Here is a 26,681-nt window from a genome sequence, read left to right as displayed (position 1 = left end):
AGCGCACAGTTTGGGGGACGTTCGCCGTATATTTTTGCGTCCGCTCTTGGCCACCGGTGTTGATGCGCACGCCACGACCGACGCCACTTAGTACTGACCCCAGAGCATGCCAACGAGTGGCTTGACCCCACCATAACTCCGTCGCGAGCGGAGGAAATTGCAAAGGAGTTGTGCTAACCCACGGAAGAGTTTGAATGGTTCCCCGTAGGCAAGGCCGTGGGTAATGTTAGAAATCAGGGGTCAGAACTGATCGAGCCGGCCCATCAACTGAGGTACCACATGACAAAGGCGACTGCGGAGATTCACACGAGGGTAAGCAGAAATGAAAGACCTGCGAGTTGCTTATCCATCCGTTACCCAATGTGAGATTGAAAGACTGCAATACGAGCTAAAGGGGCAACGTTAGTTCAATGAGGACAACGCGCCACTGCTCAACACGGCGGCGTGCTCCTATTAGAACAGGCTGCCCAATGCTGCCGGCTCCCAATTCATGATGACCAACTCTCCGCTGACTTCCGCTTTCCCCTGCCGCTGATTGGCGGTGCTATATCGAATATCAATCATCTCGAAGTGAAACCCATCAAATACGCGCCGGATCTCAGGATGATCGTTGATGCTGACCATCACCTTGCCCTTACAACGGCGCATAAAATCGGACATCCGCTCGTAGTTCTCAAAGGGAAAGTCCACGCCATAGCCAGCCGTCTGCCAGTAAGGCGGATCCATATAGTGAAAGGTGTGCGCACGGTCGTAGCGTTCAGCACATTCAAGCCAAGGGAGGTTTTCGACGTAGGTGCCGGACAACCGCTGCCACGCTGCTGAGAGGTTCTCCTCGATCCGAAGCAGGTTGATGGCCGGGCCTGTAGTCGCGGTACCAAAAGTCTGCCCAGTCACCTTGCCGGCAAAGGCATGATGCTGCAGGAAGAAGAACCGGGCGGCGCGCTGGATGTCGGTGAGGGTTTCAGGGCGGGTAATCTTCTGCCACTCGAACACCTGGCGGGAGCTAAGCGCCCATTTGAACTGACGCACAAATTCTTCCAGGTGGTTCTGCGCGACGCGGTACAGCGTAACCAGGTCGCCATTGATGTCATTGAGAACTTCAACAGGCGCTGCCTGGGGACGCATGAAATAAAGCGCGGCACCGCCGGCAAAGACTTCAACGTAGCATTCGTGGGGTGGGAAGAGAGGGATAAGGCGATCGGCCAAGCGGCGTTTGCCGCCCATCCAAGGAACGATGGGTGTAGACATAAAAGCAAGACCTTTGCTGTATGGATAAACAGTGCTAGGCTCATATCGCTTTGTGCACGAAGCAGGAGCCTTGGCTGGACTTGCAGGTATGGTCTGCGGGGAAAGTGACCGGGTTAGATGTTGACGCATCTTGCCCGGCCGCTCCTTTACTTCGTTGTAAATACTTCTTTGAGAACCTGATATGCCCTCAGACTGGCGGAACTGGGCTAGTGGTAAAACTGCAATCTGATAGATGCTGATATCCAGTTCTGCTGGGATAGGTAGCTCTTGGGCGAGCCCCCACAAATGTAGAGGTCACCCATTAGCCCAAGAAAAGTCTTTAACAGGTAACTCCCAAATCATCCTGACTTGTTAGCTCAGTCGAAAACGACTAACAATTGCACTAAGATCTGTAGCCAAGCGCGACAACTCTTGACTCGCTCCCATCGTGTGAGCAGCGCCTTGAGTTGACTGAGCGGACAGATCACGGATATTTACCAGATTGCGATCGACCTCTCGCGCAACATGCGCCTGCTCTTGCGATGCACTGGCAATCACAAGGTTTAGATCATTGATTTCACTTACAGCTGAATTAATTCTACCCAGCGCTTCGTTGGCGCCTTCTGCAATGCTAAGTGTTTTTGTCACCAGTTCAGTATTACTAAGCATAGAATCTACAGCAAGCTCTGTACCATTCTGAACATTAGTTACCAAACGCTCTATCTCGGTAGTTGACTGTTGTGTGCGATGGGCAAGCGCACGGACTTCATCGGCTACCACCGCGAAGCCTCGACCTGCCTCCCCCGCTCGCGCCGCTTCGATTGCAGCGTTTAATGCAAGCAGATTTGTTTGTTCTGCAAGGCCCCGAATGACATCTAAAACCTTGCCTATATCACGAGACTGCTCCGCCAAATCGCCGAGCAAATTCGATGTCTTAGCGATATCCCCCCCCACATTGTCGACTGCTATAGAGGTTTGCCTAACTAGTGCCATACCCTCCTCTGCTGCGCCGGTAGCACTACCCGAGGAACGAGCAGTATGTTCAGCGTTACGCGCAACCTCTTCGACGGCGCTGGTCATCTCGTTCACCGCTGTTGCAGCCATATCCAACTCATCATTTTGCCGCTTCATGCTACTAGCACTAACTTCAGTAACAGTCGTCAATTTTTCGGCAGCATCAGAGAGTTGTACTGACGAATTAAAAATTTGCTGTAGCGTTTGTCTTAGCTGTTCCTGCATTACACCTACTGCAAATACGACGCTGCTTTCATCGCCTTTCGAAACCGTGATCGACTTGGTAAGATCGCCTTGAGCAATATTGCGAGTAAAATCAGCAACCATACTAGGCTCACCGCCGATTGATCCAATAATACTACGCGTGGTTAACAGTGTTATAATAACGCTAAGCACCACTATTAACAGCGTCGTAGCTAAGGCCATTGTGCGAGTGAAATCAGCGCTCGCTAATTGCTCCTTATACCTCTGACCTGCTTGATTTTTGCCCAGTTCGCGCATCGAGTGAAGCGTCTGGAAAACCCGCTCCGCAAAAGGCTTCACTTCCTCTCGGTTAACCGTCGCAGCACCAGCAATATCTCCCGACTCAATAACAGCAGTTTGATGGCGCATACCGTCACGCATCTTTTCATAATCACTTTTAAGTTTTTCAGCATCATTATTTGAAGGTGCGCCGGATGCTCGTCCTGCCAGAGAAGAAACTAAATCATCAATCTGAACAAATGAACTTTCGTTCTGCTTTTTCCATTCAGGAATCTGTATGGGGTCACCTATTGCAATCATCCGTAGAATATTGATATCTGCCCTAGTGAGCAGACCATCAATACCATCGACTTTCTCCATATTAGCAAAGTCCTGATTAAACAACGCACCGGTATTATCAGTCGCTACTTTTATCTGATAAATCAGATAAGCCGACAATCCAAAGAAAGCGGCAATGATGATGAAAGTAGAGAGCATTAACCGCCACTTAACGGTCAACCCCGAACGAGCCATTTGATTGCTGCTGGTCATGACCTTCTCCTAACGAAGCATCATTAGATAACGGAGCGTTCACGCTAAAGGCGTGTCACCTCTTATGTCGACGGACGACGAACTATCTTTAGCCTAAAAACAACCAAATCTGCAAATAATAAAAACAAGAAAACACATGACGGGCTGGCAAAATCTTTTGCACTTTTTATGGCGCCAAAAAAACGTTGATCACCCGCACAAAAAGCATAGCGCACCAGACTTGAGCATGCGCACCAAAACAGCGCAAAGGCTAACTATTTACAAAAAACTTACAACTATTGGCAAAGGGCAGAGGTTGTTGCAGCGTACTAAATAGCGTATTAGATTATGTATTCGCATAGGACTGTATTGGTCCAAATCACCTAAGTTGGAGAACGTTTATGGGGCATTCGGCTAACTTTCAGGTTGAGCTATATGCAAGAAAACTCGAACAGGCGGCTGAAGGCTTGACACGTGAGGGTACAGTGTTAAAAGATAACGGACTTGACAGCCTGGGAGAGGCTGTTTTGTCCCAAGCAGAGAAGTTAAAGCTTGCAGTAGCTGAGTTAAGAGGTCTGATGAGCACATAGCCTATGTCGCTCCCTAAACCATGTCAGCAGCTTAGCCGAGACCTCAGAGAAGCGGCCGCTCTTCTAAAATGGGCCAGCATCGACCTTCTAAGGATAGCGGAAACCCTTCTTACACAGGGGGATGAGACAGGTGCGAACGAAATCATGACGATGGCGTTAAACTATCATGACATGGAAGTTAAATTATTAAGCTATTCAGATGAGGTGGGTGATGGAAAGATTTCGCGTGCAGAGAAACAGTAGCCGGAGCTTGAACTGATTTTACGTTGACCAAACAGCGCCCTTCATTTACACAGCACGCAAACTCTATTTCTACGTAGAACTATTACTATCGTACTCGCAGCATACGTATAGGTTATCGCATTACGGCATTTATATATGCCTAGCACGCTTTTAAAGCGATCAGTCCTTGGTCGCCGGCATCGGTGATGCCGATAATTCGTTGAGCATGCGCAGGGTCAAGTTGGGCTCGACCGGCTGCATGAACCACGCCGATGGAGCTGGGGGCGGCAGACACTTTACAGCCACTGGCTGAATCCGAGGCGTCGAGAAGGACTGACAGCCGCACATCAGCAGTAGCAAGGCGGTCACGCAATAGAGCCTGATTACGTTTGGCATCGGACAGTTCTCGGGTGTGCTGTTGATCGGAGACGGCGAGTTGTTGCTCTGTGGCCAGGCGCTTGTCCTGTTCGGTCTGCTGCTGGCGGAGCGCGGCCTGGGTCAGATTGTTCAGATCGTCAGCCTGAAGCGCGGCCTGGCTCGCGAGCCTGCCCGTATAACGCCACGCTTGCACCTGCCAGGCCGCGCCGAACGCGATGGCCATAGCGACCAACAAAACTGCTAATTTCTGTTGTGTGGTCAACATTGCTCCTCCTCCCAATCAGGCAGGTCGACGGTCTGCCCGGACAACTGGTGGGTGCAGTCATCGAGAAACTGAATGCGCCCACCGGTCACGAACGAATGGCAAACCCTCGGGCCGTCCGACCAGGTGTATCGAACCAAAATGCTCGGCGTGAACGTCGGAGCTTCCAAGCTCCCATTCCACCCCCACCGTGGACCAACCCCTGCGCCGTGCGAAATGCCATGAGCCAGGCCGCAACCTGGACACTCAAAATACAGACGATCCGCCTCGGCTTGGGCCAGGCACCGGGATACTTTCCGTAATGCCGTCATGACAGCGCCCCACCCGCAAGGCGGTACCGCTGGATCAAATCATCAAGCCGGTGTTCACGCTGGCCATACCCTGCGCCAGGCAGGCTTGCCCAAATATTCCGGCACTTTGCGATTGCGGATTCGACCCGGCCGGCATGCACATCCGGTAGTGCGCGGCACTCGCGGATGTGCTGCATAGCCAGCAGGTCCTGGCTGATAGGGCTGAAGTCAGGCAAGGCCAAAAACGTTCGGTAATGCGGCCAGTCCTTGAGCATCTGCTGGTACCGGCCCGAGGCATTTGAGGTCAGGCCCTTGCTATTGATGACCTTCGAGCGGCGTCCCTTTGCGAAGGGGTGATCACTGAAATCTGTGAAGACCTCAGGCTTTCTGTCGATGCCCGTCACGATGACGTCGTAGCCATCCAGGGCAGTGGCCGGCGATGTGCTGGTCCCCTCGGACCAAGCGAGCATGTCGAGGAAAGCCAGAGCATTGCGGCTGCCCGCTTGGGTGGTAGAAAGTCGTGCCATAGCCTTTTCTCCAGACGAAAAAAACCCGCACAACGGCGGGGATTAGAGGTGGAATAAACTCTGTTGAGTTCGTTTTAGACGGTGCTGCACTCAAACGAATGGGGCCAGAACCCGGCACTCAGCAACGCATCGGAGCGCAGAATGGGCAACGTCGTATCGGTGAAGGTGATGCCATCCAGTACGGTTTTTTGTCCGGCCATTACCAGGACCTCCGGTTAATTTCATAGGCAATGCGACGAGCGATATGCCCGTTGCTGATCGTGGTGTTGTGAATGATGTCCAGCCGCAGCGAACGCGGAACCACGCCCTTGGCCACGTCGTCGAGATCGTCGGCGCTGCCGTCGTTGAACTGCATCAGCCACTCGCGGATCTTGATCACGCGATCGCCGTACTCGGTGGTGGCCCAATCTTCCAGCGCGACACAGTTGTTGTAGGTGGCGGTACCGACCCCCTCCCCCGTCGACGTGCCCGGTGTCGGGTTGCCGCCAAGCGGCGGCGTGATGATCAGGTAGCGCTTTTCAACGGTTTTCTGCACCCCCACCATCGCCCGGATGTCGGCCTTGACGCCCTGCTGCTGGCCGACCTCGTGAAGGAGGCAGCATGAACTGGATCCTCACCCACACCGGTAAGCGTTTTGACCTGTTCGAACCTGACGCCGACATGATCGATCCACGCGATATTTCCCACTCACTGGCACACCTCTGCCGCCTCAACGGACACACCCGCGAGTTCTACAGTGTGGCGCAACACAGCTGCATCGTCGCCGAGCTGGTGCCGGAAGAACACAAGCTCGCAGCCTTGCTCCACGACGCGCCAGAGGCGTACCTAGGCGACATGACCAAGCCTCTTAAGCAGCGGATACATGCATACCAAGACTTCGAAGACTGGGTATGGCAACGCGTGTGCCAGCGCTTCGACATCGCTGCAGAACTTCCTGCTTGCGTTCACCAGGCCGACTTGATTGCGCTTGCCACCGAACGCCGCGACCTCATGCCAACCGATCCGGTTATCTGGGATTGCTTGGTCGGCATACAACCCATGGCTGAAACCATCCGGCCATGGTCTGCCGCAGAAGCCCGACTCACCTACCACCAGCGCCTGATGGACCAACTCGCCATCGAACACCGGAGGAAAGCGGCATGAAGAACCAACAGAAAAACGCCGGCGCCGAGGCCGCTTTGCTCCGTATCACCAGTGGTGTCGACACCTCAGAAACAAACAGTCTCTGGTGCGCAGCAGCAGGTATTATTGCTCCTTCCAGCGCCCCAAACGAGGCGCTTATACCCCTCGAAAAGCTGCGCGGGGCAGCGGTCGATGATGCAATGCTAAGCGCTCAGGAACGCCCACCCGCGCAGCCTGCCGTGGGGTATACGCATGCTCCTGGCACTATCGAGTTGCCTCCTAAGGAGAACGCACGCCGAAGTTATGGGCCGACAGACCTGATCGGGAGAGCCGCATGATGGAATTCCAAAGCGAAACCCTCGCCGACGAAGAACTGGCGACCATCACCGGATATCAGATCCCGTCCAAACAAATTCTATGGTTGACCGAAAATCGCTGGGAGTTTGTTCTGACAGGCGCTCGCCGCCCAATAGTGGGTCGGGTTTACGCCCGACTGAAGCTCGCGGGCGTCAAACCTTCTGGGGTCAACGCCGTAACTGAAACCTGGTCGCTCGACCTAGCGAACGTGAGCTGACTCATGCGCCAGAAAAGCATAGCCAATCGCGATCTTCCGCCTCGAATGATACGGCGCATTCGCAAGCGTAAAAGCGGCGCCGTGTGGACCTCGTTCTACTACAACGGCAGGGATGCCGACGGTAACCGAAAAGAAATACCGCTGGGCAGTGATCTGGACGCGGCGAAGGTCGAGTGGGCTCGACTGGAACGCCGCGAACCACTAAAGCCCAATCATCTAATGGGTGCGCTGTTCGACAGTGCAGGAACTAAAGGATGCCATGGACCTTGCCTACCTGACCGGCCAGCGCCCTGCAGATGTACTGAAGGTGGCAACTACCGATCTGGCCAACGGCTTTGTAGGGGTTCGCCAGGGCAAGGGCGGCAAACTTCTGCGTATTCGCCTGGACGATGCCGGCGAACAATCTGCGCTTAGTCTATTCCTAGACAACCTGCTCGAACGCAGATCGTTAAATGGGATTAAGACTTCAACGCTTATCACGAACGCGTCCGGCCTTAGGATGAGCCAGCAGATGTTACGAAACCGCTGGGATGAAGCCCGGGATAAAGCAGCCATCAAGGCCGGTGCCGACGGCGATCCCGCCCTTGCTGTACTAATCCGTCAGTTTCAGTTCAAAGACATCCGCCCCAAAGCCGCCAGCGAGATAGAACTTGCGCATGCAAGTCGGCTGCTCGGCCACTCCACTGAGGAGATGACAAAGAAGGTCTATCGGCGCGTCGGTGAGATCGTTAACCCCACGAAGTAAGAGGCCAACCACACCCTCACTCGGCGCTGTTCTGCCGCCTCATTGCGATCAAAAACGCGTAGGGTTGCGGAACACATCCCAAAAGTTGCGGAAGCGATTACCAAATCGCAGGCAATAAAAAACCCCGTAGACTATTGATCTACGGGGCTTTAAGAGTGGAGGCCGAGGTCGGAATCGAACCGGCGTAGGCGGATTTGCAATCCGCTGCATAACCATTTTGCTACTCGGCCTCAAACGATCAATGCCCTTGCCACTGGCATTCACCGCATAAAAACTTGAGTGGGCCATAAAGCCCTGCCTCTACTCTAACTCATTGAATACATTGAAGTTTTTAATGCTTCGTTGCGTTCATGGGCGCCATTATGTACTCATTTGCTTTTGGCTGCAACCCCTTGATTTCAAAAATATTTCGCATTGGCATCAAGGGGTTGCGCGCCTGCCCTACTCCTTGATGAGCTGCTGCTGGTACTGCGGGTCGGCCTTGATCTGGGCGTCGGTGAACGGCAGTGGGCGGAGTTTTTTCTGCGCGAAGGCTTGGGTCTGGTCCTTGGCGTAGGGGGATGCCGGGTTGCTGGACAGGGAAAACGCGAGCACGCCCTGGGCGTGGGGGCCCTGGTCGTCGAAGGTGACGATCTGCAGGTAGCTGCTGCCGCTGACCACTTCGCGCTTGCCGTCGGCCCGGGGCACGGTTTGCATGGCGTTGTAGATCCCCAGCGCTTGCGGGCCGCCGTGGATCGGGGTTTGGCCGCTGACCTGGATATCGCCCCATTTGCTGTCGGCGTTGAGGCCGAGTTTGGCCACGGCTGCGGTGGAGGCCAGCATGGCTTCGCGCAGGGCCTTGGCCACGGGGGCGCGCTCGATGGCCAGGCCCCGTGGGGTGGTCAGGGGTTGGGCCGGGTCGAACGCGACGCGCCAGGCATCGGGGAGGTGCTGCAGGTCTTCAACCAAATTGATGAAGTGCACCAGGCCCAGGCCGCTGTCGAGGTTGGCGTGCCGGTCCCAATCGGTGAGGTTGGTGCACAGTGGCTTGAGCGCAGTCGCGTCGGTGCCGAGGTGTTTGGCGCAGAATTCCAGCAGGTCGGGCATGACCTGGCCGGCCAGGTACACCTCGTTGTCCATGACCATGTTTTGCAGGTCGGCGACGCTGATCGGTTGCGCCTCCAGGGATTGCAAGCGTTGCAGGGCGAAGCGTGCGCGCGGGCCGAGGCCGATGTGGTCCTGGCTGATCACCGGGGAGAAGCCGGTCAACGGTGCCTTGGGGTTGGCCAGCCACGCCGAATCGTTAGAGTGCTGCACGTAGTCGCTACGCTCCAGCTGCGGCAACTGGTCGGCGGGGAAGATGCCGGCCTGGGCGGCACGCGGGTCGACGTCCCAGGCACAGGCACTGCGGGCACCGTCGAGCATGATCATCTGCAGGCCGGCACGCGGGTCGCTGCATTGCGCCAGTTTGGCCGCGCTGACGTTGGGCACCACCGACAGGTTCATGTACAGGCTCTGGCCCTGGTCATCGGCGGCCAGGGTATTGACCCACGGGATGCCTTGCAGGGTGTGCACCGAGGTTTGCAGGTCCTTGAGGCTCGTGGCACGGTTCATGGCGTACCACTGTTGAAGGACGCGGTCGTTGCCCAGGTTGGCATCGCGCAGGCTGAAGGCGTGGTGAGTGTCCCAATCCAGCTTGCCGGGCCATTGCACCACGGGGCCGAACTGCGAGCTGTAGACCGAGTGGGTTACCGGCGTCACGCTGCCGTCCGCTTGCCGGGCCTGGACCGTCACCGAGGTTTTTTCCAGGGGGATGGATTTTCCATCCAGCATATAGCGCGTGGAGTCCTTGGGATCCAACGTCAGGCGATACAGGGTGAAGTGCTTGGACGTGTCCACCGTATGGGTCCACGCCACATGCTGGTTGAAGCCGATATTGATCACTGGCAGGCCGGGCAGCGCGGCGCCCATCACATCCAACTGGCCGGGGATGGTCAGGTGCATTTCATAAAAGCGCATGCCGCCCACCCACGGGAAATGCGGGTTGGCCAGCAACATGCCACGGCCATTGAACGAGCGGTCGCGGCCCACCGCCACGGCATTGCTGCCGCGATCCAGGCTGAAGCGCTGTTGATTGGCGGCGGCCAATTCGAATGCCTTGGCGCTGGGTGGCACACTCGCGGTGGCCTGGGGCGACGCGGCGCCGACCAGGGCTTCGGCGAACTGGCCGACACCGCCCTCCACCAACAACCTGCGGGTCAATTTCACCAGGTCTTCAACCACCAGCGGCCGCACCCAGGCCGCCTGGCACTGGGCGGGTGCGCCCTGCTCTTTCAGGTAACGGTTGTAGCCGGCCACGTAGCCTTGCATGCGCTGTTGGATCTGCGGGCTTTGCGCCTTCCAGAAAGCCGCCACCGCGCCCGGTGTATTCAGCCAGGTGAAAAACACATCGCTGGCCAGGTTGTTGCGCTCTTCCAGGGTCGACTGCTCGGGGCCGAAGTACCGGGCCCGCTCGCCGTTTACGGTAACCACTTCATTGGCCAGCAGGCACAGGTTGTCCTGGGCATAGGCATAACCGATCCCCAAGCCCAGGCCACGCTCGTCATTGGCGCGAATATGCGGCACGCCGAAACTGGTGCGGCGGATATCCGCCGACGCCTGCGTTGTCGATTCCCGTGCTGTTGCAGCCAGGCTCGCCCCCAGCAACAGCCCCGTCACGCACACCTTGGCCAACCCGTTGGAAATAATCACACAGACTCCGCAGTCAAATTGAACACCCTCACAGGGGTAACCACCCCACCGTAAGGACGCAAAAAACCGGGAGAAATTTAACCCTGGAGCGGGTTTATCCGAGGCGCTGCAGATGTGACAAAGCCGATACCGACAAATTTTCTACATCACACCCTTCATGATTTTGCACGCTCGTTCGTCTTATTGACTAAGAGCGCCATCATTTTCCTGATCAGGCTCTGATAAGGAGTTTTTGCATGTACAACCCGCAAGTGCCCACGGACGGACATTCACCCGCAGCCGACAGCCAATTTGGCAACGGCGCCCAAGCGTTCGGCAAAACCCCCGAACAGCAAGGCAACCAGCGTATTCGCCACCTGCTCAAGTGTTTCGGCCTGCGCACCAGCCTGATCCGGCTGAAGGTCATCGACGCCCTGCTCACCGCCGCCAACAACCAGCGCACCCTGGGGGTACGTGGCGTGCACAGCCATTTGCTGGAGCTGGGGATCCCGTTGTCGTTCCTGAGTGTGCGCGAGGTGCTCAAGCGCCTGTGCAGCGAAGGCGTGATCACCCTTAACGCGGATAAAAGCTACAGCCTCCATGAAGAGGCTGCCAAGGTACTCGACGCTCGAAGCTGAGGCGGACCTTAAAGCTTGACCTTGCGGCGCATGATGCCGTTGATCACCACCACGATGACCGCGACGGCGATGGCGATGGTCTGGAATGTCTTCTCACTGATAAACCCGATGTTCTGCAGGTAGGACAGGCCAAACATCGTCGCCAGTACCGCCAGGGCGATCAGGATCGAGTATTTCAAGCGTTGCTTTTGGGTCATGACGGGTTCCTGAACCGGAAGAATGTATTTACTGTGTATCGCCGAACACGCCAGGCACATACCCGGCGACGGGATGCACGGGGTCGACAGGGTCTTATGTTACAGGTGATGAAAAGCTTTGGCTCCTCCAGTGTGCCGCTCACCCCGACGGCGGTGGGCCGCCGGGCTCAGGCCATGCCTTCACTGGCTCCCCCCATGCACCCACCGCTGATGCAACCCGCGTGCAAGCGCATCCAGGGCAAACCCCAGCAGCCCGATCAGCAACACCATCGCCATCAGTTCCGAATAGGCCAGGCGATCACGGGTATCCAGGATGTAGTAGCCAAGCCCCGCGCTGACCCCGAGCATTTCGCACGGCACCAGCACGATCCACAGGATCCCAATGGCCAGCCGCACGCCAGTCAGCACGTGCCCCACCACGCCGGGGATGATCACCCGGCGCAAGGTTTCCCAGCGCGTGGCGCTCAGGCTGCTGCTCAACTGCAGCCAGCGCGGGTCGAGCTGGCGCACGCCGGCGGCGGTGTTGAGCATGATCGGCCACACCGCAGCAAACGCCAGCAGGAAGTAGATCGGTTGGTCCCCTACCCCCATCAGCATCACCACGATGGGCATCCAGGACAGCGGCGAGATCATCCGCAGAAACTGGAAGGCCGGCGTGGTCGCCGCTTCCAGGTTGCGCGAACTGCCCACCAGCAGCCCCAGCGGCACCCCCACCAGCAAGGCCAGGAACAGCCCGACGAAGATGCGCTTGAGGCTCACGACAATATGCAGATACAGCTCACCGCGCCCCAGCAATTCCCACAGGCTGCTGAAGGTGGCGGCCAGCGAAAAGCGCGCCGCCAGGCCGCCCCCATCGCCCCACACCTTCACTCCCAGCCACCACAGCAACAACAGGCCGGCCAGGCCACTCAACCCGAGCAACCAGCCCGGGACTCTGCGGTTGTTCAAACGCCAATCTCCTCGGTCCGCTCAAAGCCCTCGGGCAAGCCGAAGGTGCCCATGCCGCCCACCGCTTCGATGGCGTTGCGCACAAAGCGGTCATCCACCAGATCCTTGGCGACAAAGGCCGGGTCCAGATCGGCGAGGAATTTCTTGTCCCCCTCGATCAGCGTGTCCTTCAAACGTCGCACCAATTCCTCGGTGTAGCTGGGGAATGGATAGGGCTGGAAGTCGATGCGGTGCTCGTCCCAGTCGGCATGCCGGATCGCGCCATCGGCCAGGTAGGCCGCGCGGTCGGCAGCGGCTGGCGCCAGGACTTTGCTCAACACCGGCTCGGCATGTGGCGTGTAGCGGTTCGGGCCGTCCTTGGACAGCAGTTTCACCGCCTCTGCGCGGTTATCACGGGTCCACACCTGGGCCTTGACGATCGCATTCACGACTTTCTGCGACCACTCCGGGCGATTGTTCAGGTCGTGTTCGTGCATGAACACCACGCAGCACGCGTGATTGCGCCACACGTCGCCGGTAAACCGCTGCACACGCCCGACCTTGAGGTTCTCCGCCAGGGCGTTGAACGGCTCGGCGACGATATAGCCGTCGATGCGCTGGCTGGCCAGGGCCGGCGGCATGTCCGAAGGCGGCAGCACGATCAGGTTGACCTCATTGGCGCCGATCGCACTGCCGGCGGCACGCGCCACCGGGGTCAGGCCGTTGTCGCGGAACAGTTGCTGCACCACCACGTTATGGATCGAATACCAGAACGGGATCGCCACCGACTTGCCGCCCAGTTGCTTCACCTCGGTAATGCCTGGTGCCACGGTGAGCCCCGAACCGCCCACATGGTTCCACGCCACCACCTTGGCCGGCACCTGGCTGCCATAGCGTGCCCACACGGTCATCGGCGACAGCAAGTGAATCACGTTGACTTGCCCGGAGATAAACGCCTCGATCACCTGCGCCCAACTGCGCAGCAATACCGGGCGCTCGGCCTTGATGCCTTCGGCTTCGAACAGGCCGTTGTTATGCGCCACCAGCAAGGGCGTCGCGTCGGTGATCGGCAGGTAGCCGATGCGCACCGGCGCATCCGGCTCGCTGGCGGCGCGGGCCTGCAGGCTGCCCAGCAGCGGCAAGGCGCCGGCGGCACTGAGGACTGCGGAAAGTTTGAGAAAGTCACGGCGCGAGTGGGTCAGGTCATCCAGGCACATGGCTGGGCTCCAGCAGGTCAAGGGGTTGGGGTTGAGGGCGGCTCGCCTGCCGTAGGGTTTTAAGAATCTCGATGCGCAGCGCGCCGATGGCTTCCACCTGTTCTTCCCGTGGTTGCGGCAGGTCGATGCGCCATTCGCCCAGCGTCCGCGCCGGGCGGTTGCCCAGCAGCAGGATGCGGTCGGACAACAGCAGCGCTTCGTCGATGTCATGGGTGATCAACACCGCCGCCGAACCCTGCTCACGGTTGACCTTGAGCAACAGGTGCTGCATATCGGCACGGGTCACTTCATCCAGCGCACCGAAGGGCTCATCCAGCAACAGCACCTGGGGCTGGCGTGCCAGGCAACGGGCCAACGCGGTGCGCTGGGCCATGCCGCCGGACAGCTGCGCCGGAAATTGCTGGCGGGCGTGCTCCAGGCCAACCGCCGCGATGGCGTGGTCGACGCGCCGGCGGCGCTCATCAGCGCCCAGGTGCGGCTGGCGGGCGAAATCCAGGCCGAACGCGACGTTCTTTTCCAGGCTCAACCACGGCAACAGGCTGGGGTCCTGGAACGCTACGGCGACACGTGGATGGGGTCCGTTCAACGGCTCGCCCAACACCTGCACCTTGCCATCCTGGGGCGCCTGCAAGCCGGCGAGCACCCGCAACAGGCTGGACTTGCCGACCCCGCTGGGCCCTAGGATCGACACCACTTCACCGCGCTGCAATTGCAGGTCGAAGCCTTGCAACACCGGGCCGCCGCCGTACCCCAGGCCAATGCCCCGGGCACTCAATACCACCGGGCTCACAGGTTGGCCTGGCGTTGCAACTCGGTGCGCAATTGCACCAGGCTGGGCGTAACGATCGGCACAAACGCCGATTCCCGCCAGCGCCGCGCAAACCCACTGCCATGGGCCGTGAGGTAAGCCTTGCCGCCACTGGCCTGCAGTTCCAGCTGCACTGCGCTGGCGGCGGTCTCGGCCAGGCCGATGCGCAACTTGAACAACGCCACCGGCTCAGCGGCGAAGCGCCCGGCGAGCAGGCCATTCTGCAGCTCGGTCACCAGGTGATCCAAGGTCCCGCGCAACCCTTCGAGTTCTTCGCGCAGCACCGTGCGGGCCGCGCCCAGGTGATGGGCGACTTCCGCCAGCGAGCGCCGGGCCAGGCCGATCGACATACCGCACTGCAAACCCAGGAACGCCGGGCGCACGGCCGGCAGGAACTTGCGTGCATCCTCGTGCAGCAACCACTCGCGACTCAGCTCGACACCTTCGAGGCCCAGGGCTGCGGTGTTGCTCGATTGCAGGCCGAGCAGCTCCAGGTCGCCGGAACGTTGCAGGCCCGCCACCGAATCCGGAATCGCCAGGATAAACGGCGCGCCGCCGCCGGCATGCTCGATCGCCGCTGCCGCGACAAAGCCGTTCTTGCGCAGATTGGTCACCCAGTGCAAGCGACCGTTGAGGGTCCAGCCATGGTCGTTCGGCTCGGCGCTGATTTGCAGCGTCTCGATGCCCGACAGGAACTTCATTGCATTCGACAAACCGGTGGCCCCCGCCAACCTGCCGCTGAGCAGGTCCGGCAGCAATTGCTCGCGCAGCCGCTCATTCGGGCTCTGCAGCAAATACTCGATAAACGAGCGCTGGCCCCAGCACACAAACGCCGCCGCCAACGAATGGCTGGCGACATTGGCGATGGCCTCGACGGCGCCGGCCACATCGCCGCCCAGGCCGCCGAAGGCTTTTGGCACACCGATACGCAGTACGTTGGCCTCTGCCAGCCGTGGCAGCACTTCCTGGGGATCGCAACTGCCCACATCCAGGGCCTGCGCTTGAACATCGAGCCAACGGCTCAAGATCGGGTCAAGCATTCATGTTTCTCCTTGTCAAAGCAGCAGGGCCACCTGCCCTTCAGCTGGCCGGTTTTTCCCAACGGTATTGCGCCAGCTCCGGGTTCAGCGGGGTACGGGCAAACACGTTAGCGAAGTTGCACAGGGTTGCCAGGCTCACCCCCAAAATAACTTCCAGGGCCTGGCCTTCGGTGTACCCGGCGGCGCGGAACGCCTCGAAACCGGCATCGCTGACATCGCCACGGGTGGCAATGACTTCCCGGGTAAAGGCAGCGAGTGTCTCATAACGGGCATTGGGCAATTCGCCGCGCTGGCGCAGGGCGTCGATCACCTCTTCCGGCAGCTTGGCCTTGTTGCGCGCCACGGCGGTGTGGCCGGCGACGCAGAAATCGCAGCCGTGGGTGGTGGCGGCAATCAACTGCACCACTTCGCGATCGGCCAGGCTCAGCTCGGCCTTGGCGTTCAGGCCCGAGACGGTGATGTAGGTTTCCAGCGCCGCCGGGGCATTGGCCAACACGGCCAGCAGATTGGGGATGAAACCCGAGGCTTTCAGCGCATTTTCCAGCAGCGGCTTGGCGGCGGGTGGCGCGGTTTGCGGGGTGAGCAGCGGTACACGGGACATGGAGCGGTCTCCTGAGGGGTCGTGTATCCAGTCTGTTGGTTATAAGAAATCCTCTCAATAGGCTAAAGTAGCGATTACTTGCTCTTGAGTCTTTCCATTAGATGAATTCTTCCAGTGCCCTTGTCGATTGGTTATTAGACAGCCTCGAACTCAACACCAGCCTGTTCCATGTCGGGCGCTATTGCGGCGATTGGCATGCCAGCACCCACGGCCTGGCGCGAGCGAGTTTCCACCTGATCGTGCAGGGCGAGTGCTGGCTGCATATCGCCGGCGAACCCACGCCCGTCGAGTTGAACAACGGCGACGCGGTGTTCCTGCTCCGTGACCTTGAGTATCGGTTGTCCGGAGAAGCCACGGCGGCCGGCGCGCGGGAATGTCCGCGACGCCCGATGCTGCCCCTGGACAGCAGCGCCAGTGACGGCGTGGGGCTGGTGTGCGGGTTCTTTCACTTCCAGTCGGGCTTGTCGGCGATGATCGTCGATACCCTGCCCGCGTGGATCGTCCTGCGGGCCGGCGACCCCTCGCTGACGGCCGCCCGCAACCTGTTCGAGCTGATCCTGCAGGAGTGCCAGCGCGACCCGGCGCCTTCCGCGGCCTTGCTCGAGCGCCTGTGCCACCTGTTGTTCCTGTATGTACTGCGCCAGCAAGTGCTCGATAACAACCAACTCGGTGGCCTGGCCGCGCTGGGTCGCCAGCCGGCATTCGCGAACCTGCTGGAACACCTGATTGCTCGCCCGGCAGACGCCTGGACCCTGGAAAGCATGGCGGCCTGCACCGGCTTGTCGCGCTCGGCTTTTTTCAAGCGCTTCACTGAATTGTGCGGGCAGTCGCCCGGCCAGGTGCTGCTGATGATGCGCATGCGCCACGCCTGCCAATTGTTCAAGCAGGACCAGACGGTCGCGGATGTCGCAGTGGCGGTGGGTTATCAGTCTGTGGCGGCGTTTACCCGAGCCTTCCACAAAGTGACCGGGCAGCAACCCGGCGCTTATCGCAAGGCCCAGGCCTAGCGTTGCAAACCGGTGCCCGGCCGACCACACAGCTCAACCAGCCAATCCACAAACACCCTCACCCGCTGTGACAACTGGCGATGGGGCGGATACAGCGCCGTCAGCGCCATTTTCGGCACCGGCAACTGCGCCAGCACGGGCACCAGGCGGCCCTCGGCCAGTTGCCGCATCGCATGATAGTGCGGCGCCTGAATCAGGCCATAGCCGGCTTCGCACGCAGCGAAATAACCATCGGAGCTGTTGACCGCCACGCGCTTGGGCAACTGGATCGAGTGCACGGCGTTGTCGACCAGGAACTCCAGGCCGAACCGCTTGCCACTGGCCGTGGAGACATACTCGACCATCTGGTGATTGGCCAGGTCGTCGAGGCCCGCCGGTATGCCCATGCGCTCCAGGTACACAGGACTCGCCAGGGTCAACTGGTCCATCATTGCCAAAGGCCTGGCCACCAGCGACTCATCCAGGGCCGGACCGCCGCGCAGCACGCAATCCACACCTTCGCGGATCAGGTCCACCGGGCGGTCGTTCAGGCCGATGTCCAATTCGATCTGCGGATAGCGCGCGGTGAACGCCGGCAACGCGGGAATCACAATCAAGCGCCCGATCCCCGAGGGCATATCCACGCTCAAGGTGCCGCGTGGGTTCTGGCGGCGGGTGGAGAACACCGCCTCGGTTTCCTCCAGATCGGTGAGCAGCTGTACGCAACGCTGGTAATACGCAGCGCCGTCCAGGGTCGGGCTGACCTGGCGCGTGGTGCGCTGCAGCAACTGCACGCCCAGGTGCGCTTCCAGTTGCTTGATCAGGATGGTCACCGACGCGCGCGGCAGTTGCAGGCTGTCGGCGGCCTTGGCAAATCCACCCAACTCGACAATCCGGGTAAACACACGCATGGCGTTAAAACGATCCAAGGGCCGACTCCAGGAGGATTATTTAGAAATTACCAATAGTGATAGTGCTTTTAGCCGGTTTATCCAGGTTTTGTCGAGGGTAACAATGGCGTCCTACCTCATCAGGAGCTGCACCCATGCACACTCGTCAACTCGGTAAGAACGGTCCCCACGTCAGTGCCATCGGCCTCGGCTGCATGGGCATGAGTGACTTCTATACCCCCGGCACCGACACCACGGAGGCCACTGCCACCCTGCATCGCGCCTTGGAGTTGGGCGTCAATTTTCTGGATACCGCCGATATGTACGGCCCCCACACCAATGAGCAACTGATCGGCAAAGCCATTGCCGGCAAACGTGACCAAGTGTTCCTGGCGAGCAAGTTCGGCATTGTGCGTGACCCGGCCAATTCGGCGGTGCGTGGAGTGAACGGTCGCCCCGAGTACATTCGCGATGCCATCAACGGTACCTTGCAGCGCCTGGGCGTGGACACCCTGGACCTGTACTACCAGCACCGAATCGACCCGCAGGTAGCCATCGAAGAAACCGTCGGTGCCATGGCCGAGCTGGTGCAGCAAGGCAAGGTGCGTTACCTGGGGCTGAGCGAAGCATCCGCCGCCACGCTGGAGCGCGCCCATAAGGTGCACCCGATCAGCGCCCTGCAAAGCGAATATTCCCTGTGGAGCCGCGACCAGGAAAGCAACGGCTGCCTCGCGGCCTGCCAACGCCTGGGGATTGCGTTTGTGCCTTACAGCCCGCTGGGCCGAGGCTTCCTGACGGGCGCACTGAAAAGCCCGGAGGATTTCGATGCCGATGACTACCGCCGCGCCAACCCACGCTTCCAGGGCGAAAACTTCGCGAAGAACCTGCAACTGGTCAAGCAGGTTCAAACCCTCGCGGCAGACAAAGGCGTCACTGCCGGGCAACTGGCGCTGGCGTGGGTGTTGGCACAAGGCGACTTCATTATTCCGATTCCTGGCACCAAGCAGCGCAAGTACCTGCAGGAGAACGTGGCGGCCGTGTCGATACGACTCGGCGCGGCTGAACTGGCGGCACTGGAGAGGATCTTTCCGGCCGATGCAAGTGCCGGCCTGCGCTATCCCGCAGAGGTGATGGCCATGCTGGATATCTGACGGCCAAGCTCAAGGGGCACCCGGTTTGCGGTGCTCCGACGCCAACACGTTTAGCACTAAAGCCCCTCCGGGGGCGGGGAACCTTCTCAGTCGGAGTTCCACGTAATAGCAACCCTGATACGTAATCAGGGTGCCCTTACACGCACACCCAAGAGGACATGCCGATGCTATCTGCACTTGCCCATTCCCTGACATCCGGACTCTACGCCCAACTCCCCCAGCCTTTCGCTGAAACAAACGCTTCGCACTTCACCCCTCCCACCGACCTGACGCCAGGCATCGTGAACCGCCGCACCCACACGCTGCTTGTCGACGGTGACACCAAAATCAGCAGGGTCGTTGACTGGAACCCAGATGACCTCAAGGGACCGAAGATCCTGACCAGTTATCTCCACGTGGAAACCGGTAATGCCGCCGACCGTATCCACGTGCGCAGTTGGTCGGTGGACAAGCTGCAGATCTTCATCAACGATAAACCGCATTTAGTCGATATCAATACAAAGGAAAGAAGCGAGCACGAGCTTTTCATCGACAGCCACGGCGGTGACGACACGGTCATCATCGACGATGACGTCAAGCTTCGCGTGAGCGTGAAAGGCGGCGACGGCAACGATTATCTCCAGGCGGGCGGAGGTCGCAGCAGGCTTTTCGGAGGGGCTGGCAACGATATCCTGCAGGTGGGCAGCGGCCTGGGTTATGCCGAGGGCAACGACGGCGATGACACAATCATGGGAGGTCCCGGCAATGGCGTAATGTACGGTAATAAAGGCAAGGACCTGCTCATTGCAGGCTTTGGCCCCTCCACCAGGCAGACCTGTCTGGACGGTGGCGACGACAACGATGTACTTCTTGCAGGCAGCGGACATACCGTTGCACATGGGGGCAATGGCGATGACGTCCTTGCAGGGTACGAGCGCACGACCTTCTACACCGGCAAAGGAAACGACACTATCTGGAACAACCAGCCCAAGGACCTTATCTACGCCAAGGCCAGGGATGGTTTCGACCGCACCAGGGGTTCGACTTTCACCGAAGTGAAGCCAAGCAATGCCGGCAACCTGGGATTCAGTGTAGAAACTCCCCCTGATACCCCGGAGGAGGACGCACAGGCTTTCAAGCAGCGCGTCGCCGACGATTTTGAATTTCTGCGCAGTTCACCCATAGGGCAACAAGCACTCAAACAAATGGATGAGCTCGCGGTGGCAAATGGCGGCAAGGTTACCATCAAGCCGATCGGTAACGGCGGTACCCAATACGTTCCTGGCAGTAGTGAACTGGATGAATTGACGCCCGAGGAGCGCGAAAGCGCAGAAGCCGGAACCTACGGGCATATCACGGATGGCGTTCCCGGTTTCCGCGTCACTCGCGGCATCATTCACTATGACCCGCCATCTATTATCGAAAACGCCGAGCGTACCCACACAATCGTGCCCGTAACCGGTCTAGCCCATGAGATAAACCACGCCTACACCTACGCAACCGGTACAACCGAGCATGGGTACACCCGCGAAGCGCCGGGGGACGACGGCCTTGTCGAGAATGGTGAACGTCAAGTCATCGGTTTACCCTACGTTGAAGAACCTTCCGAGGACGGCACCCCCCCTCGACATCAGCGCGTGTAACCAATCCGAAACACTTCATCGAGAACGCCCTGAATGCAGAAATGGGCAAACCCTTGAGGCAGTCCTACTTATGGACACCCAGCCCTCAAGGTCGCGGCGAGTGATACAGCGCCGGCAAGCCAGGCATTGATTCGATAAGCGGTAATCCCCATGGCGAGGCAACTGCTGGCCTCGCCATGTTAAAAACCTGATTTGGCACCTCCGTACCTAAAGCTCTTCCTCGCCAAGCCGATAGCCCTACGAAGCTCCAAAACAGCCGCGTCGATAATAAACGCTTCGTAAGGACGACCCCCATGCCCCCACTGCGTTCCATCCAAGCCCGCTATACCCTGTTCCTGGTGCTGTTCGTCCTGGTGTTGTTCGTGTTGACGGTCGTCGGCATCGGCCAACTGGTCGCGCCCACGCTGCGCCATACCGAGGAACAGGTGGTGCTCAACCGCATCAGTGAGGTGGCCGAGCAGATCCAGGGCGAACTCAACAAGGTTCAGTCCCAGCAACGCACCATCACCCAGACCATTCCCCTGCTCGACAGCGATGCCATCGACAAGGTCCTGCCGGGCCTGGTCGACCAATATGGTGAGCTGAAGGTCTTCGGCGGCGGTATCTGGCCGCTGCCCAACCAGCGCACGCCGGGGCGCAACAAGCACAGCACCTTCTGGCACCGCGATGCCTCGGGCAAGCTGGCAGTGAACACCTTCTGGAACAGCGACCCCGCCCCCAACTATTACGACCAGAGCTGGTACAAGGGCGGTCTCGCGTCGCCACGCGGCCAATGTGCCTGGGCCGCGGCCTACAAGGACGACGCCAGCCAGGAGCCGCGCACCAACTGCGCCATGGCGATCCAGCGTGACGGCGCGGCGTACGGCGTGGCCACCATCGACGTGACCCTGGGCTTCTTCAACGAACTGGTAGCCAGCAAGGAAAAGGACATCGGCGGGCAAATGCTGATCGTCGAAGGCGATGGCAAGATCATCAGCAACAGCACGCGCCTGAGCAGCCCGGTGGTATTGAAGAACATCAGTGAATTGACCGGCACCTCGGCCTTTGCCGCCCAGGTCAGCAAGGCCCTGGCCCATCGCGACCAGGCCTTGCAGCGCAACGAGTTCGACAACCAGGGCGTGGCCAGCACCTTCTACATGCGCCCCATCGAAGGCACGCCGTGGTTCCTCGCCACCGCCCTGCCCACCTCGCTGATCACCGCCCAGCGCGATGACGTACTCGGCAGCCTGGCCCTGTTGCAGATCCCCATGGTGTTGCTGCTGGTGCTGCTGGCGGTGTATGCGATCCGCCAATTGGTGCAGCGCATGAAAATCCTGAAGGCCAACATCGACGCACTGTCCACCGGCGATGCCGACCTGACGCGGCGCATTACCATCCGCGCCGAAGACGAACTGGGCGCCATCGGTCATTCGGTGAACCGCTTTATCGTCTACCTGCAAGACATGATCGGCGAAGTGACCCAGGCCACCGGTGCCATGTCATCGGGCCTTGAGCAATTGCAGCAAACCTCGGCGCACACCAACAGCATCCTGGTGCGCCACGCCTCGGAGACCGACCAGACCGTTACCGCCATCACCGAGATGAGCTCCACCGCCGATACGGTGGCGCAGAACGCGGCGCAAACCGCTTCGTTCACCCAGCGCGCCAACGAACACGCCGACCGCTCCCGCGTGGTGGTGGGGGAAGCGTCCACCAGCGTCAGTGCGCTGATCGGCGAAGTCGCCAGTGCCACTCACACCGTGGAGAACATGCGCCAGGACGCCGCGCGCATCACCGAAACCCTCGGCGTGATCGGCGCGATTGCCGGCCAGACCAACCTGCTGGCCCTCAACGCCGCGATTGAAGCCGCGCGGGCCGGCGAGCAGGGTCGTGGTTTTGCGGTGGTGGCCGACGAAGTCCGCGCCCTGGCGGCGCGTACCCAGGCCAGCACTTCGCAGATCAATGAAATGCTCGCACGCCTGACCACCGGTGTCAGTTCGTCGGTGGCGGCCATGGAAAACACCCAGGCCAGCTGCCAGTCGGCGGCGGATGCCACGGCACGGGTGAACACCGGCCTCGACGAGATGGCCGGTTCGGTCAGCCATATCAATGACCTCAGCACCCAGATCGCCACCGCTGCCGAACAGCAAAGCGCGGTGACCGAGGAGATCAACCGCAGCATGGTGCATATCCGACATATGGTCGAAGAGCTGGTGCAGAGCGGCCATGCCACGCAAACCAATACACAAAGCCTGCTGGACGCCAATGGCCGGGTGATTGCGTTGATGGGCCGGTTCAAGGTGCGCTGATAAATGGCTGAAACACTCCCGTGCAATGTGCGGGAGTGGGACTATTCTGACAGTTCACAGCCACACAGGAGGTGTGCCATGCGCGCTGTCGAGCAGTCGGTCCGCTTGGATCGGATCAGTCAGGAACGTTTTATCCAGGCCCCTATCGATGCCGTCTACGACTATGTGACCCAACCGGATCGCTGGCACGAATGGCACCCCACCTCCCTCGGTGCCGACACCGGCACCAGCGGCCCCCTCCCCGCCGGCGCACGTTTTACCGAAATGATCGACTTGCTGGGCGTGCGCGTGCCCATGAGCTACCGCGTGCAGATCGCCCGGCGTCCCGACGAGTTCAAGACGGTGTTCACCTCACTGGCCGTCGACGGCTCGATTCATTACTTTTTGCAGCCCTTTCGCGACGGCACCCTGTTCAAGCGCGTGCTGACCTATGAAACCGAATTGCAGTTGGCCAGCCTCCATGAACGCATGATCGCGCTGTCGGCGATTGCACTGGACCGGCTCAAGCAGCGGATGGAAAACTCGCTCTCCGTATAATTTTGAAACATTAACCCGACGTCCCACGGATAAAAGCAGGGAGAATGCCCGGCTTACTGCCCGGTATTGGACGAGACCTCCATGAAAATTCCATTGCGATTGGCCCTGCTTTCAGTGCTGTTCACCACCACCCTGGCCCAGGCCGCCGACCTGATCCCCATCGATGTGCACCGCGACGCCAATTGTGGCTGCTGCAAAAAGTGGATCAGCCACCTGGAAAGCAACGGCTTCAAGGTCAAAGACCATGTCGAAGCCGACATGAGTGCAGTCAAGCAACGGCTGGGCGTGGCCCCGCGCCTGGGCTCGTGCCATACCGCCGTGATCGACGGCAAGTTCGTCGAAGGCCATGTGCCCGCCGAGCAGGTACTGGCCTTGCGCAAGCGCGACGACCTGCTGGGTATTGCCGCACCGGGCATGCCCATGGGTTCGCCCGGCATGGAAATGGACGGCCATGCCGAGGCCTATCAAGTCATCGGCCTGACCCGCGATGGCCAGGATGTGGTGTTGGCGGACTACCCGGCGCACTGATCGGTGCCGATGGGTTACCTGGGGCTGTTTCTTGCCGCATTCGGCGCGGCGACGTTACTGCCCCTGCAATCGGAAGCGGTGCTGGTCGGCCTCTTGATCAGCGGGCACTACAGCCTGTGGCTGCTGCTGGGTATCGCCACCCTGGGCAACGTCCTCGGCTCGCTGGTCAATTGGTGGCTGGGGCGCTGGGTGGAGCACTTCAAGCAGCGTCGCTGGTTTCCGGTCAGCGACAAGCAGCTGGAAAAGGCCCGCCATCATTACCAGCGCTGGGGGCACTGGACGCTGCTGCTCAGTTGGCTGCCGGTCATTGGCGACCCGCTGACGTTGGTGGCCGGGGTGATGCGTGAACCGTTGTGGCGGTTCCTGCTGCTGGTGACCCTGGCCAAGGGCCTGCGATACGCGGTGCTCGCCGCCGTGACCCTGCAATGGGTGTTAATCCCCCGTTAATCCCGCGCAAACAGCATCCGAGCATTCTGTCCGGAGCCCCGCCCATGCCTCTATCCCGCGTTTTTTGCATCGCCGGCCTGCTGACGGCCGGCGCCGCCCCGGCGTTCGCCGCCAGCTATGGCCCTGAGCTGCAAGGTTTCCAATACCCCTATCCCCTCGAACATTTCCAATTCCAATCCCAAGGCAAAGCCCTGCAAATGGGCTACATGGACGTGCCGGCCAAGGGCCAGCCGAACGGGCGCAATGTGGTGCTGATGCACGGCAAGAACTTTTGCGGCGCAACCTGGGAAGGCACGATCAAGGCCCTGAGCGACGCCGGTTATCGGGTGATTGCACCGGACCAGATCGGTTTCTGCAGTGCCAGCAAGCCCGACCACTACCAGTACAGCTTCCAGCAATTGGCCCTCAACACCCATCAATTGCTGGAAAAACTCGGCATTCAAAAGGCCACGCTCATAGGCCATTCCACCGGCGGCATGCTCGCCACCCGTTACGCGTTGATGTACCCCGAGCAGACCGAGCAGCTCGGGCTGGTGAATCCCATCGGCCTGGAAGACTGGAAAGCCCTGGGCGTGCCCACGCTCAGCGTCGACCAATGGTATGCGCGAGAACAGAAAGTCAGCGCCGAGGGGATTCGCAAGTACCAGCTCAATACTTATTACGTCGGACGCTGGAAGCCGGAGTACGAGCGCTGGGTAGACATGTATGCGGGCCTGAGCAATGGCCCCGGCCACGCGCTGGTCGCATGGAACTCGGCGTTGATTTACGACATGATCTTCACCCAGCCGGTGTACTACGAGTTCAAGCATCTGCAGATGCCCACCCTGTTGCTCATCGGCACCGCCGACACCACCGCCATAGGCAAAGACGTTGCGCCGCCGGCGGTCAAGGCCAGGATCGGCAACTACGCGGTACTGGGCAAGCAAGTGGCCAAACTGATTCCCCATGCCACACTGGTGGAGTTCCCGGGCCTGGGCCATGCACCGCAGATGGAAGAACCGGCGAAGTTTCACCAGGCGCTGTTGCAGGGCTTGAGCGCCCTTTAATCCAACTTTTCGAGGCACGCGTGCATGTCGGTACAGATCGCAGTCATTGATGATTGGCAAAATGTGGCCAAGGGCGTGGTGGATTGGTCGGTGCTGGAGGCGGTTGGGCAGGTGCACTTCCTGCACGATTACCCGGCAGATACCGCCACGATGATCGAGCGTTTGAAGGCGTTCGAGGTCATTTGCGTCATGCGCGAACGCTCGACCTTCGACCAAGCGCTGTTACAGGGTTTGCCCAACCTCAAGTTGCTGGTGACCGGCGGCATGCGCAATGCCGCCCTCGACATTGCCGCCGCCAAGGCCATGGGCATCCAGGTGTGCGGCACCGACAGCTACAAGCAGGCGGCGCCGGAGCTGACCTGGGCACTGATCATGGCGTCTACGCGCAATCTGCTGACCGAAGCCAACTCACTGCGCGCGGGTGGCTGGCAGGTGGGACTGGGTGGCGACCTGCATGGCAAGACCCTGGGAATTCTCGGGTTGGGCAGTATTGGCCAGAAGGTCGCGCAGTTTGCCCAGGTATTCGGCATGCGGGTGATTGCCTGGAGTGAAAACCTCACGCCGGAGCGCGCCGCGCAGGCCGGGGCGACCTGGGTCAGCAAGCGCGAGCTGTTTGAGCAGGCCGACATTCTCACGATTCATTTGGTACTCAGCGACCGCAGCCGTGGCCTGGTCGATGCCGAAGCATTGAGTTGGATGAAGCCGACGGCCCGGTTGGTGAATACCGCGCGCGGGCCGATTGTGGATGAGCAGGCGCTGGTGCAGGCATTGACCACTGGTCGCCTGGCGGGCGCGGCACTCGATGTATTCGCCGAGGAGCCGCTGCCGGTCGATCACCCGTTTCGCCACTTGCCCAACGTACTCGCCACGCCCCATGTGGGCTACGTGAGTGAGCAGAACTACCGGCAGTTCTATGAGCAGATGATTGAAGATATCCAGGCCTGGACCAAGGGCGCGCCCATTCGGGTGCTGGGCTGACGCACCAATCAGGTGCGGTCCGCACTAAGGGTGTGAGCGTAATTTTTGTGGTGAGCAGGCTTGCCCTGCGCTGGGGCGCGAAGCGGCCCTGAACCGGCGCAAGCCTGCTCACCACACCCTATCGCCT

General features: G+C 59.8%; 28 protein-coding genes, 1 tRNA gene and 3 pseudogenes. 15 read left to right on the top strand and 17 right to left on the bottom strand.

The window, feature by feature from the left end; translation table 11 throughout:
* Positions 1 to 72 precede the first annotated feature (72 nt).
* Positions 73 to 258 (top strand): annotated as a pseudogene (locus V3W40_RS29360) (SOS response-associated peptidase family protein); the annotation flags it as partial.
* A gap of 195 nt (positions 259 to 453) precedes the next feature.
* Here V3W40_RS29360 and V3W40_RS29355 read toward each other — a convergent pair.
* The 8 genes and pseudogenes from V3W40_RS29355 to V3W40_RS29325 all read right to left on the bottom strand — a co-directional run bounded on the left by V3W40_RS29355 (position 454) and on the right by V3W40_RS29325 (position 6,038).
* Entirely contained in the window at positions 454 to 1,248 is a 795-nt protein-coding gene (locus V3W40_RS29355) for a DNA adenine methylase (RefSeq protein WP_330216175.1), read from the bottom strand.
* 351 nt (positions 1,249 to 1,599) lie between these two features.
* Positions 1,600 to 2,667, bottom strand: coding sequence for a methyl-accepting chemotaxis protein (locus V3W40_RS34955; protein WP_442962874.1), 1,068 nt, complete (start codon positions 2,665 to 2,667; stop codon positions 1,600 to 1,602).
* A 30-nt stretch (positions 2,668 to 2,697) separates the two neighbouring features.
* Positions 2,698 to 3,237 (bottom strand): annotated as a pseudogene (locus tag V3W40_RS34950) (MCP four helix bundle domain-containing protein); the annotation flags it as partial.
* Between the two features lie 969 nt (positions 3,238 to 4,206).
* Positions 4,207 to 4,686, bottom strand: a complete 480-nt coding sequence (locus V3W40_RS29345; RefSeq protein ID WP_330216200.1) for a lysis system i-spanin subunit Rz — start codon at positions 4,684 to 4,686, stop codon at positions 4,207 to 4,209.
* On the bottom strand, positions 4,683 to 4,997 hold the full coding sequence (locus V3W40_RS29340) for a DUF6527 family protein (protein WP_330216173.1): 315 nt from the start codon (positions 4,995 to 4,997) through the stop codon (positions 4,683 to 4,685). Before V3W40_RS29340 ends, V3W40_RS29345 begins: the two co-directional genes overlap by 4 nt.
* Entirely contained in the window at positions 4,994 to 5,503 is a 510-nt protein-coding gene (locus V3W40_RS29335) for a glycoside hydrolase family 24 protein (RefSeq protein WP_330216172.1), read from the bottom strand. The genes V3W40_RS29340 and V3W40_RS29335 overlap by 4 nt, the downstream gene beginning before the upstream one ends.
* 74 nt (positions 5,504 to 5,577) lie before the next feature.
* Positions 5,578 to 5,703, bottom strand: a complete 126-nt coding sequence (locus V3W40_RS29330; RefSeq protein WP_330216171.1) for a hypothetical protein — start codon at positions 5,701 to 5,703, stop codon at positions 5,578 to 5,580.
* Entirely contained in the window at positions 5,703 to 6,038 is a 336-nt protein-coding gene (locus V3W40_RS29325; protein WP_330216170.1) for a hypothetical protein, read from the bottom strand. The genes V3W40_RS29330 and V3W40_RS29325 overlap by 1 nt, the downstream gene beginning before the upstream one ends.
* Before the next feature lie 65 nt (positions 6,039 to 6,103).
* On the opposite strand from V3W40_RS29325, the gene V3W40_RS29320 reads away from it, so the two are divergent.
* The 4 genes and pseudogenes from V3W40_RS29320 (at position 6,104) to V3W40_RS29305 (ending at position 7,944) form a co-directional block, all read left to right on the top strand.
* Positions 6,104 to 6,646: a phosphohydrolase gene (locus V3W40_RS29320; RefSeq protein WP_330216169.1), complete on the top strand. Its 543-nt coding sequence runs from the start codon at positions 6,104 to 6,106 to the stop codon at positions 6,644 to 6,646.
* The gene (locus V3W40_RS29315; protein ID WP_330216168.1) at positions 6,643 to 6,963 is read left to right on the top strand and encodes a hypothetical protein; all 321 of its coding nucleotides are present in this window, start codon (positions 6,643 to 6,645) and stop codon (positions 6,961 to 6,963) included. The genes V3W40_RS29320 and V3W40_RS29315 overlap by 4 nt, the downstream gene beginning before the upstream one ends.
* Complete coding sequence (locus V3W40_RS29310) at positions 6,963 to 7,199, top strand: DUF4224 domain-containing protein (protein WP_003207583.1); 237 nt, start codon at positions 6,963 to 6,965, stop codon at positions 7,197 to 7,199. The genes V3W40_RS29315 and V3W40_RS29310 overlap by 1 nt, the downstream gene beginning before the upstream one ends.
* Positions 7,200 to 7,202: 3 nt before the next feature.
* A pseudogene (locus V3W40_RS29305) lies at positions 7,203 to 7,944 on the top strand (tyrosine-type recombinase/integrase).
* A gap of 156 nt (positions 7,945 to 8,100) precedes the next feature.
* Here the strand turns inward: V3W40_RS29305 and V3W40_RS29300 are convergent.
* A tRNA-Cys gene (locus tag V3W40_RS29300) sits at positions 8,101 to 8,174 on the bottom strand.
* Between the two features lie 211 nt (positions 8,175 to 8,385).
* Positions 8,386 to 10,674 carry a bifunctional acylase PvdQ gene (gene pvdQ / locus V3W40_RS29295; RefSeq protein ID WP_330216167.1) on the bottom strand — a complete coding sequence of 763 codons (2,289 nt, stop codon included), beginning with the start codon at positions 10,672 to 10,674 and terminating at the stop codon, positions 8,386 to 8,388.
* Between the two features lie 236 nt (positions 10,675 to 10,910).
* On the opposite strand from pvdQ, the gene V3W40_RS29290 reads away from it, so the two are divergent.
* A complete protein-coding gene (locus tag V3W40_RS29290; RefSeq protein ID WP_074846870.1) occupies positions 10,911 to 11,291 on the top strand; it encodes a fe2+ zn2+ uptake regulation protein in 381 nt (126 codons plus the stop codon).
* 8 nt (positions 11,292 to 11,299) lie between these two features.
* Here V3W40_RS29290 and V3W40_RS29285 read toward each other — a convergent pair whose 3' ends face one another.
* The 6 genes from V3W40_RS29285 to V3W40_RS29260 all read right to left on the bottom strand — a co-directional run bounded on the left by V3W40_RS29285 (position 11,300) and on the right by V3W40_RS29260 (position 16,081).
* A complete protein-coding gene (locus V3W40_RS29285) occupies positions 11,300 to 11,488 on the bottom strand; it encodes a hypothetical protein (protein WP_330216166.1) in 189 nt (62 codons plus the stop codon).
* 180 nt (positions 11,489 to 11,668) lie between these two features.
* Positions 11,669 to 12,436 carry an ABC transporter permease gene (locus V3W40_RS29280; RefSeq protein ID WP_065927338.1) on the bottom strand — a complete coding sequence of 256 codons (768 nt, stop codon included), beginning with the start codon at positions 12,434 to 12,436 and terminating at the stop codon, positions 11,669 to 11,671.
* A complete protein-coding gene (locus V3W40_RS29275; protein WP_065927337.1) occupies positions 12,433 to 13,632 on the bottom strand; it encodes an ABC transporter substrate-binding protein in 1,200 nt (399 codons plus the stop codon). Before V3W40_RS29275 ends, V3W40_RS29280 begins: the two co-directional genes overlap by 4 nt.
* On the bottom strand, positions 13,619 to 14,422 hold the full coding sequence (locus V3W40_RS29270) for an ABC transporter ATP-binding protein (protein ID WP_330216165.1): 804 nt from the start codon (positions 14,420 to 14,422) through the stop codon (positions 13,619 to 13,621). Before V3W40_RS29270 ends, V3W40_RS29275 begins: the two co-directional genes overlap by 14 nt.
* On the bottom strand, positions 14,419 to 15,480 hold the full coding sequence (locus V3W40_RS29265; protein ID WP_092484821.1) for an acyl-CoA dehydrogenase family protein: 1,062 nt from the start codon (positions 15,478 to 15,480) through the stop codon (positions 14,419 to 14,421). Before V3W40_RS29265 ends, V3W40_RS29270 begins: the two co-directional genes overlap by 4 nt.
* A gap of 40 nt (positions 15,481 to 15,520) precedes the next feature.
* A complete protein-coding gene (locus V3W40_RS29260; protein ID WP_065927334.1) occupies positions 15,521 to 16,081 on the bottom strand; it encodes a carboxymuconolactone decarboxylase family protein in 561 nt (186 codons plus the stop codon).
* Between the two features lie 101 nt (positions 16,082 to 16,182).
* Here V3W40_RS29260 and V3W40_RS29255 point away from each other — a divergent pair, with 101 nt between their 5' ends.
* Positions 16,183 to 17,088, top strand: a complete 906-nt coding sequence (locus V3W40_RS29255) for an AraC family transcriptional regulator (protein ID WP_065927333.1) — start codon at positions 16,183 to 16,185, stop codon at positions 17,086 to 17,088.
* On the opposite strand, the gene V3W40_RS29250 is transcribed toward V3W40_RS29255, so the two are convergent.
* A complete protein-coding gene (locus tag V3W40_RS29250) occupies positions 17,085 to 17,996 on the bottom strand; it encodes a LysR family transcriptional regulator (RefSeq protein ID WP_065927332.1) in 912 nt (303 codons plus the stop codon). The two genes, V3W40_RS29255 and V3W40_RS29250, sit on opposite strands and share 4 nt — an antisense overlap.
* A 116-nt stretch (positions 17,997 to 18,112) precedes the next feature.
* On the opposite strand from V3W40_RS29250, the gene V3W40_RS29245 reads away from it, so the two are divergent.
* The 8 genes from V3W40_RS29245 to V3W40_RS29210 all read left to right on the top strand — a co-directional run bounded on the left by V3W40_RS29245 (position 18,113) and on the right by V3W40_RS29210 (position 26,554).
* A complete protein-coding gene (locus V3W40_RS29245; RefSeq protein WP_065927331.1) occupies positions 18,113 to 19,108 on the top strand; it encodes an aldo/keto reductase in 996 nt (331 codons plus the stop codon).
* A 164-nt stretch (positions 19,109 to 19,272) separates the two neighbouring features.
* Positions 19,273 to 20,730: a M91 family zinc metallopeptidase gene (locus V3W40_RS29240; protein ID WP_330216164.1), complete on the top strand. Its 1,458-nt coding sequence runs from the start codon at positions 19,273 to 19,275 to the stop codon at positions 20,728 to 20,730.
* 293 nt (positions 20,731 to 21,023) lie between these two features.
* Entirely contained in the window at positions 21,024 to 23,018 is a 1,995-nt protein-coding gene (locus V3W40_RS29235) for a methyl-accepting chemotaxis protein (RefSeq protein ID WP_092484838.1), read from the top strand.
* Between the two features lie 78 nt (positions 23,019 to 23,096).
* On the top strand, positions 23,097 to 23,555 hold the full coding sequence (locus V3W40_RS29230) for an SRPBCC family protein (protein WP_065948308.1): 459 nt from the start codon (positions 23,097 to 23,099) through the stop codon (positions 23,553 to 23,555).
* Positions 23,556 to 23,636: 81 nt separating this feature from the next.
* Positions 23,637 to 24,083: a DUF411 domain-containing protein gene (locus V3W40_RS29225; RefSeq protein ID WP_065927328.1), complete on the top strand. Its 447-nt coding sequence runs from the start codon at positions 23,637 to 23,639 to the stop codon at positions 24,081 to 24,083.
* 9 nt (positions 24,084 to 24,092) lie between these two features.
* Positions 24,093 to 24,530 carry a YqaA family protein gene (locus tag V3W40_RS29220; RefSeq protein ID WP_027606736.1) on the top strand — a complete coding sequence of 146 codons (438 nt, stop codon included), beginning with the start codon at positions 24,093 to 24,095 and terminating at the stop codon, positions 24,528 to 24,530.
* A gap of 44 nt (positions 24,531 to 24,574) precedes the next feature.
* Positions 24,575 to 25,576 carry an alpha/beta fold hydrolase gene (locus V3W40_RS29215; RefSeq protein WP_065948307.1) on the top strand — a complete coding sequence of 334 codons (1,002 nt, stop codon included), beginning with the start codon at positions 24,575 to 24,577 and terminating at the stop codon, positions 25,574 to 25,576.
* A 24-nt stretch (positions 25,577 to 25,600) separates the two neighbouring features.
* Positions 25,601 to 26,554, top strand: coding sequence for a D-2-hydroxyacid dehydrogenase family protein (locus V3W40_RS29210; protein ID WP_330216163.1), 954 nt, complete (start codon positions 25,601 to 25,603; stop codon positions 26,552 to 26,554).
* The last annotated feature ends 127 nt before the right edge of the window (positions 26,555 to 26,681 follow it).

Origin of the sequence: Pseudomonas sp. AM8 (assembly GCF_036346475.1) — a bacterium.
Classification (GTDB): Bacteria; Pseudomonadota; Gammaproteobacteria; order Pseudomonadales; family Pseudomonadaceae; genus Aquipseudomonas; species Aquipseudomonas marginalis.
The sequence above is the reverse complement of the archived record's forward strand: the minus strand, read 5'-3'. Positions and strand labels throughout refer to the sequence as shown.

Excerpts from the sequence above, each read along its gene's own strand:
- V3W40_RS29355 (WP_330216175.1), bottom strand. The coding sequence starts at position 1,248 with ATGTCTACACCCATCGTTCCTTGGATGGGCGGCAAACGCCGCTTGGCC.
- V3W40_RS34955 (WP_442962874.1), bottom strand. The coding sequence starts at position 2,667 with ATGGCCTTAGCTACGACGCTGTTAATAGTGGTGCTTAGCGTTATTATA.
- V3W40_RS29340 (WP_330216173.1), bottom strand. The coding sequence starts at position 4,997 with ATGACGGCATTACGGAAAGTATCCCGGTGCCTGGCCCAAGCCGAGGCG.
- V3W40_RS29335 (WP_330216172.1), bottom strand. The coding sequence starts at position 5,503 with ATGGCACGACTTTCTACCACCCAAGCGGGCAGCCGCAATGCTCTGGCT.
- V3W40_RS29330 (WP_330216171.1), bottom strand. The coding sequence starts at position 5,703 with ATGGCCGGACAAAAAACCGTACTGGATGGCATCACCTTCACCGATACG.
- V3W40_RS29320 (WP_330216169.1), top strand. The coding sequence starts at position 6,104 with ATGAACTGGATCCTCACCCACACCGGTAAGCGTTTTGACCTGTTCGAA.
- V3W40_RS29315 (WP_330216168.1), top strand. The coding sequence starts at position 6,643 with ATGAAGAACCAACAGAAAAACGCCGGCGCCGAGGCCGCTTTGCTCCGT.
- V3W40_RS29310 (WP_003207583.1), top strand. The coding sequence starts at position 6,963 with ATGGAATTCCAAAGCGAAACCCTCGCCGACGAAGAACTGGCGACCATC.
- V3W40_RS29290 (WP_074846870.1), top strand. The coding sequence starts at position 10,911 with ATGTACAACCCGCAAGTGCCCACGGACGGACATTCACCCGCAGCCGAC.
- V3W40_RS29285 (WP_330216166.1), bottom strand. The coding sequence starts at position 11,488 with ATGACCCAAAAGCAACGCTTGAAATACTCGATCCTGATCGCCCTGGCG.
- V3W40_RS29275 (WP_065927337.1), bottom strand. The coding sequence starts at position 13,632 with ATGTGCCTGGATGACCTGACCCACTCGCGCCGTGACTTTCTCAAACTT.
- V3W40_RS29265 (WP_092484821.1), bottom strand. The coding sequence starts at position 15,480 with ATGCTTGACCCGATCTTGAGCCGTTGGCTCGATGTTCAAGCGCAGGCC.
- V3W40_RS29260 (WP_065927334.1), bottom strand. The coding sequence starts at position 16,081 with ATGTCCCGTGTACCGCTGCTCACCCCGCAAACCGCGCCACCCGCCGCC.
- V3W40_RS29255 (WP_065927333.1), top strand. The coding sequence starts at position 16,183 with ATGAATTCTTCCAGTGCCCTTGTCGATTGGTTATTAGACAGCCTCGAA.
- V3W40_RS29245 (WP_065927331.1), top strand. The coding sequence starts at position 18,113 with ATGCACACTCGTCAACTCGGTAAGAACGGTCCCCACGTCAGTGCCATC.
- V3W40_RS29240 (WP_330216164.1), top strand. The coding sequence starts at position 19,273 with ATGCTATCTGCACTTGCCCATTCCCTGACATCCGGACTCTACGCCCAA.
- V3W40_RS29235 (WP_092484838.1), top strand. The coding sequence starts at position 21,024 with ATGCCCCCACTGCGTTCCATCCAAGCCCGCTATACCCTGTTCCTGGTG.
- V3W40_RS29230 (WP_065948308.1), top strand. The coding sequence starts at position 23,097 with ATGCGCGCTGTCGAGCAGTCGGTCCGCTTGGATCGGATCAGTCAGGAA.
- V3W40_RS29225 (WP_065927328.1), top strand. The coding sequence starts at position 23,637 with ATGAAAATTCCATTGCGATTGGCCCTGCTTTCAGTGCTGTTCACCACC.
- V3W40_RS29220 (WP_027606736.1), top strand. The coding sequence starts at position 24,093 with ATGGGTTACCTGGGGCTGTTTCTTGCCGCATTCGGCGCGGCGACGTTA.
- V3W40_RS29215 (WP_065948307.1), top strand. The coding sequence starts at position 24,575 with ATGCCTCTATCCCGCGTTTTTTGCATCGCCGGCCTGCTGACGGCCGGC.
- V3W40_RS29210 (WP_330216163.1), top strand. The coding sequence starts at position 25,601 with ATGTCGGTACAGATCGCAGTCATTGATGATTGGCAAAATGTGGCCAAG.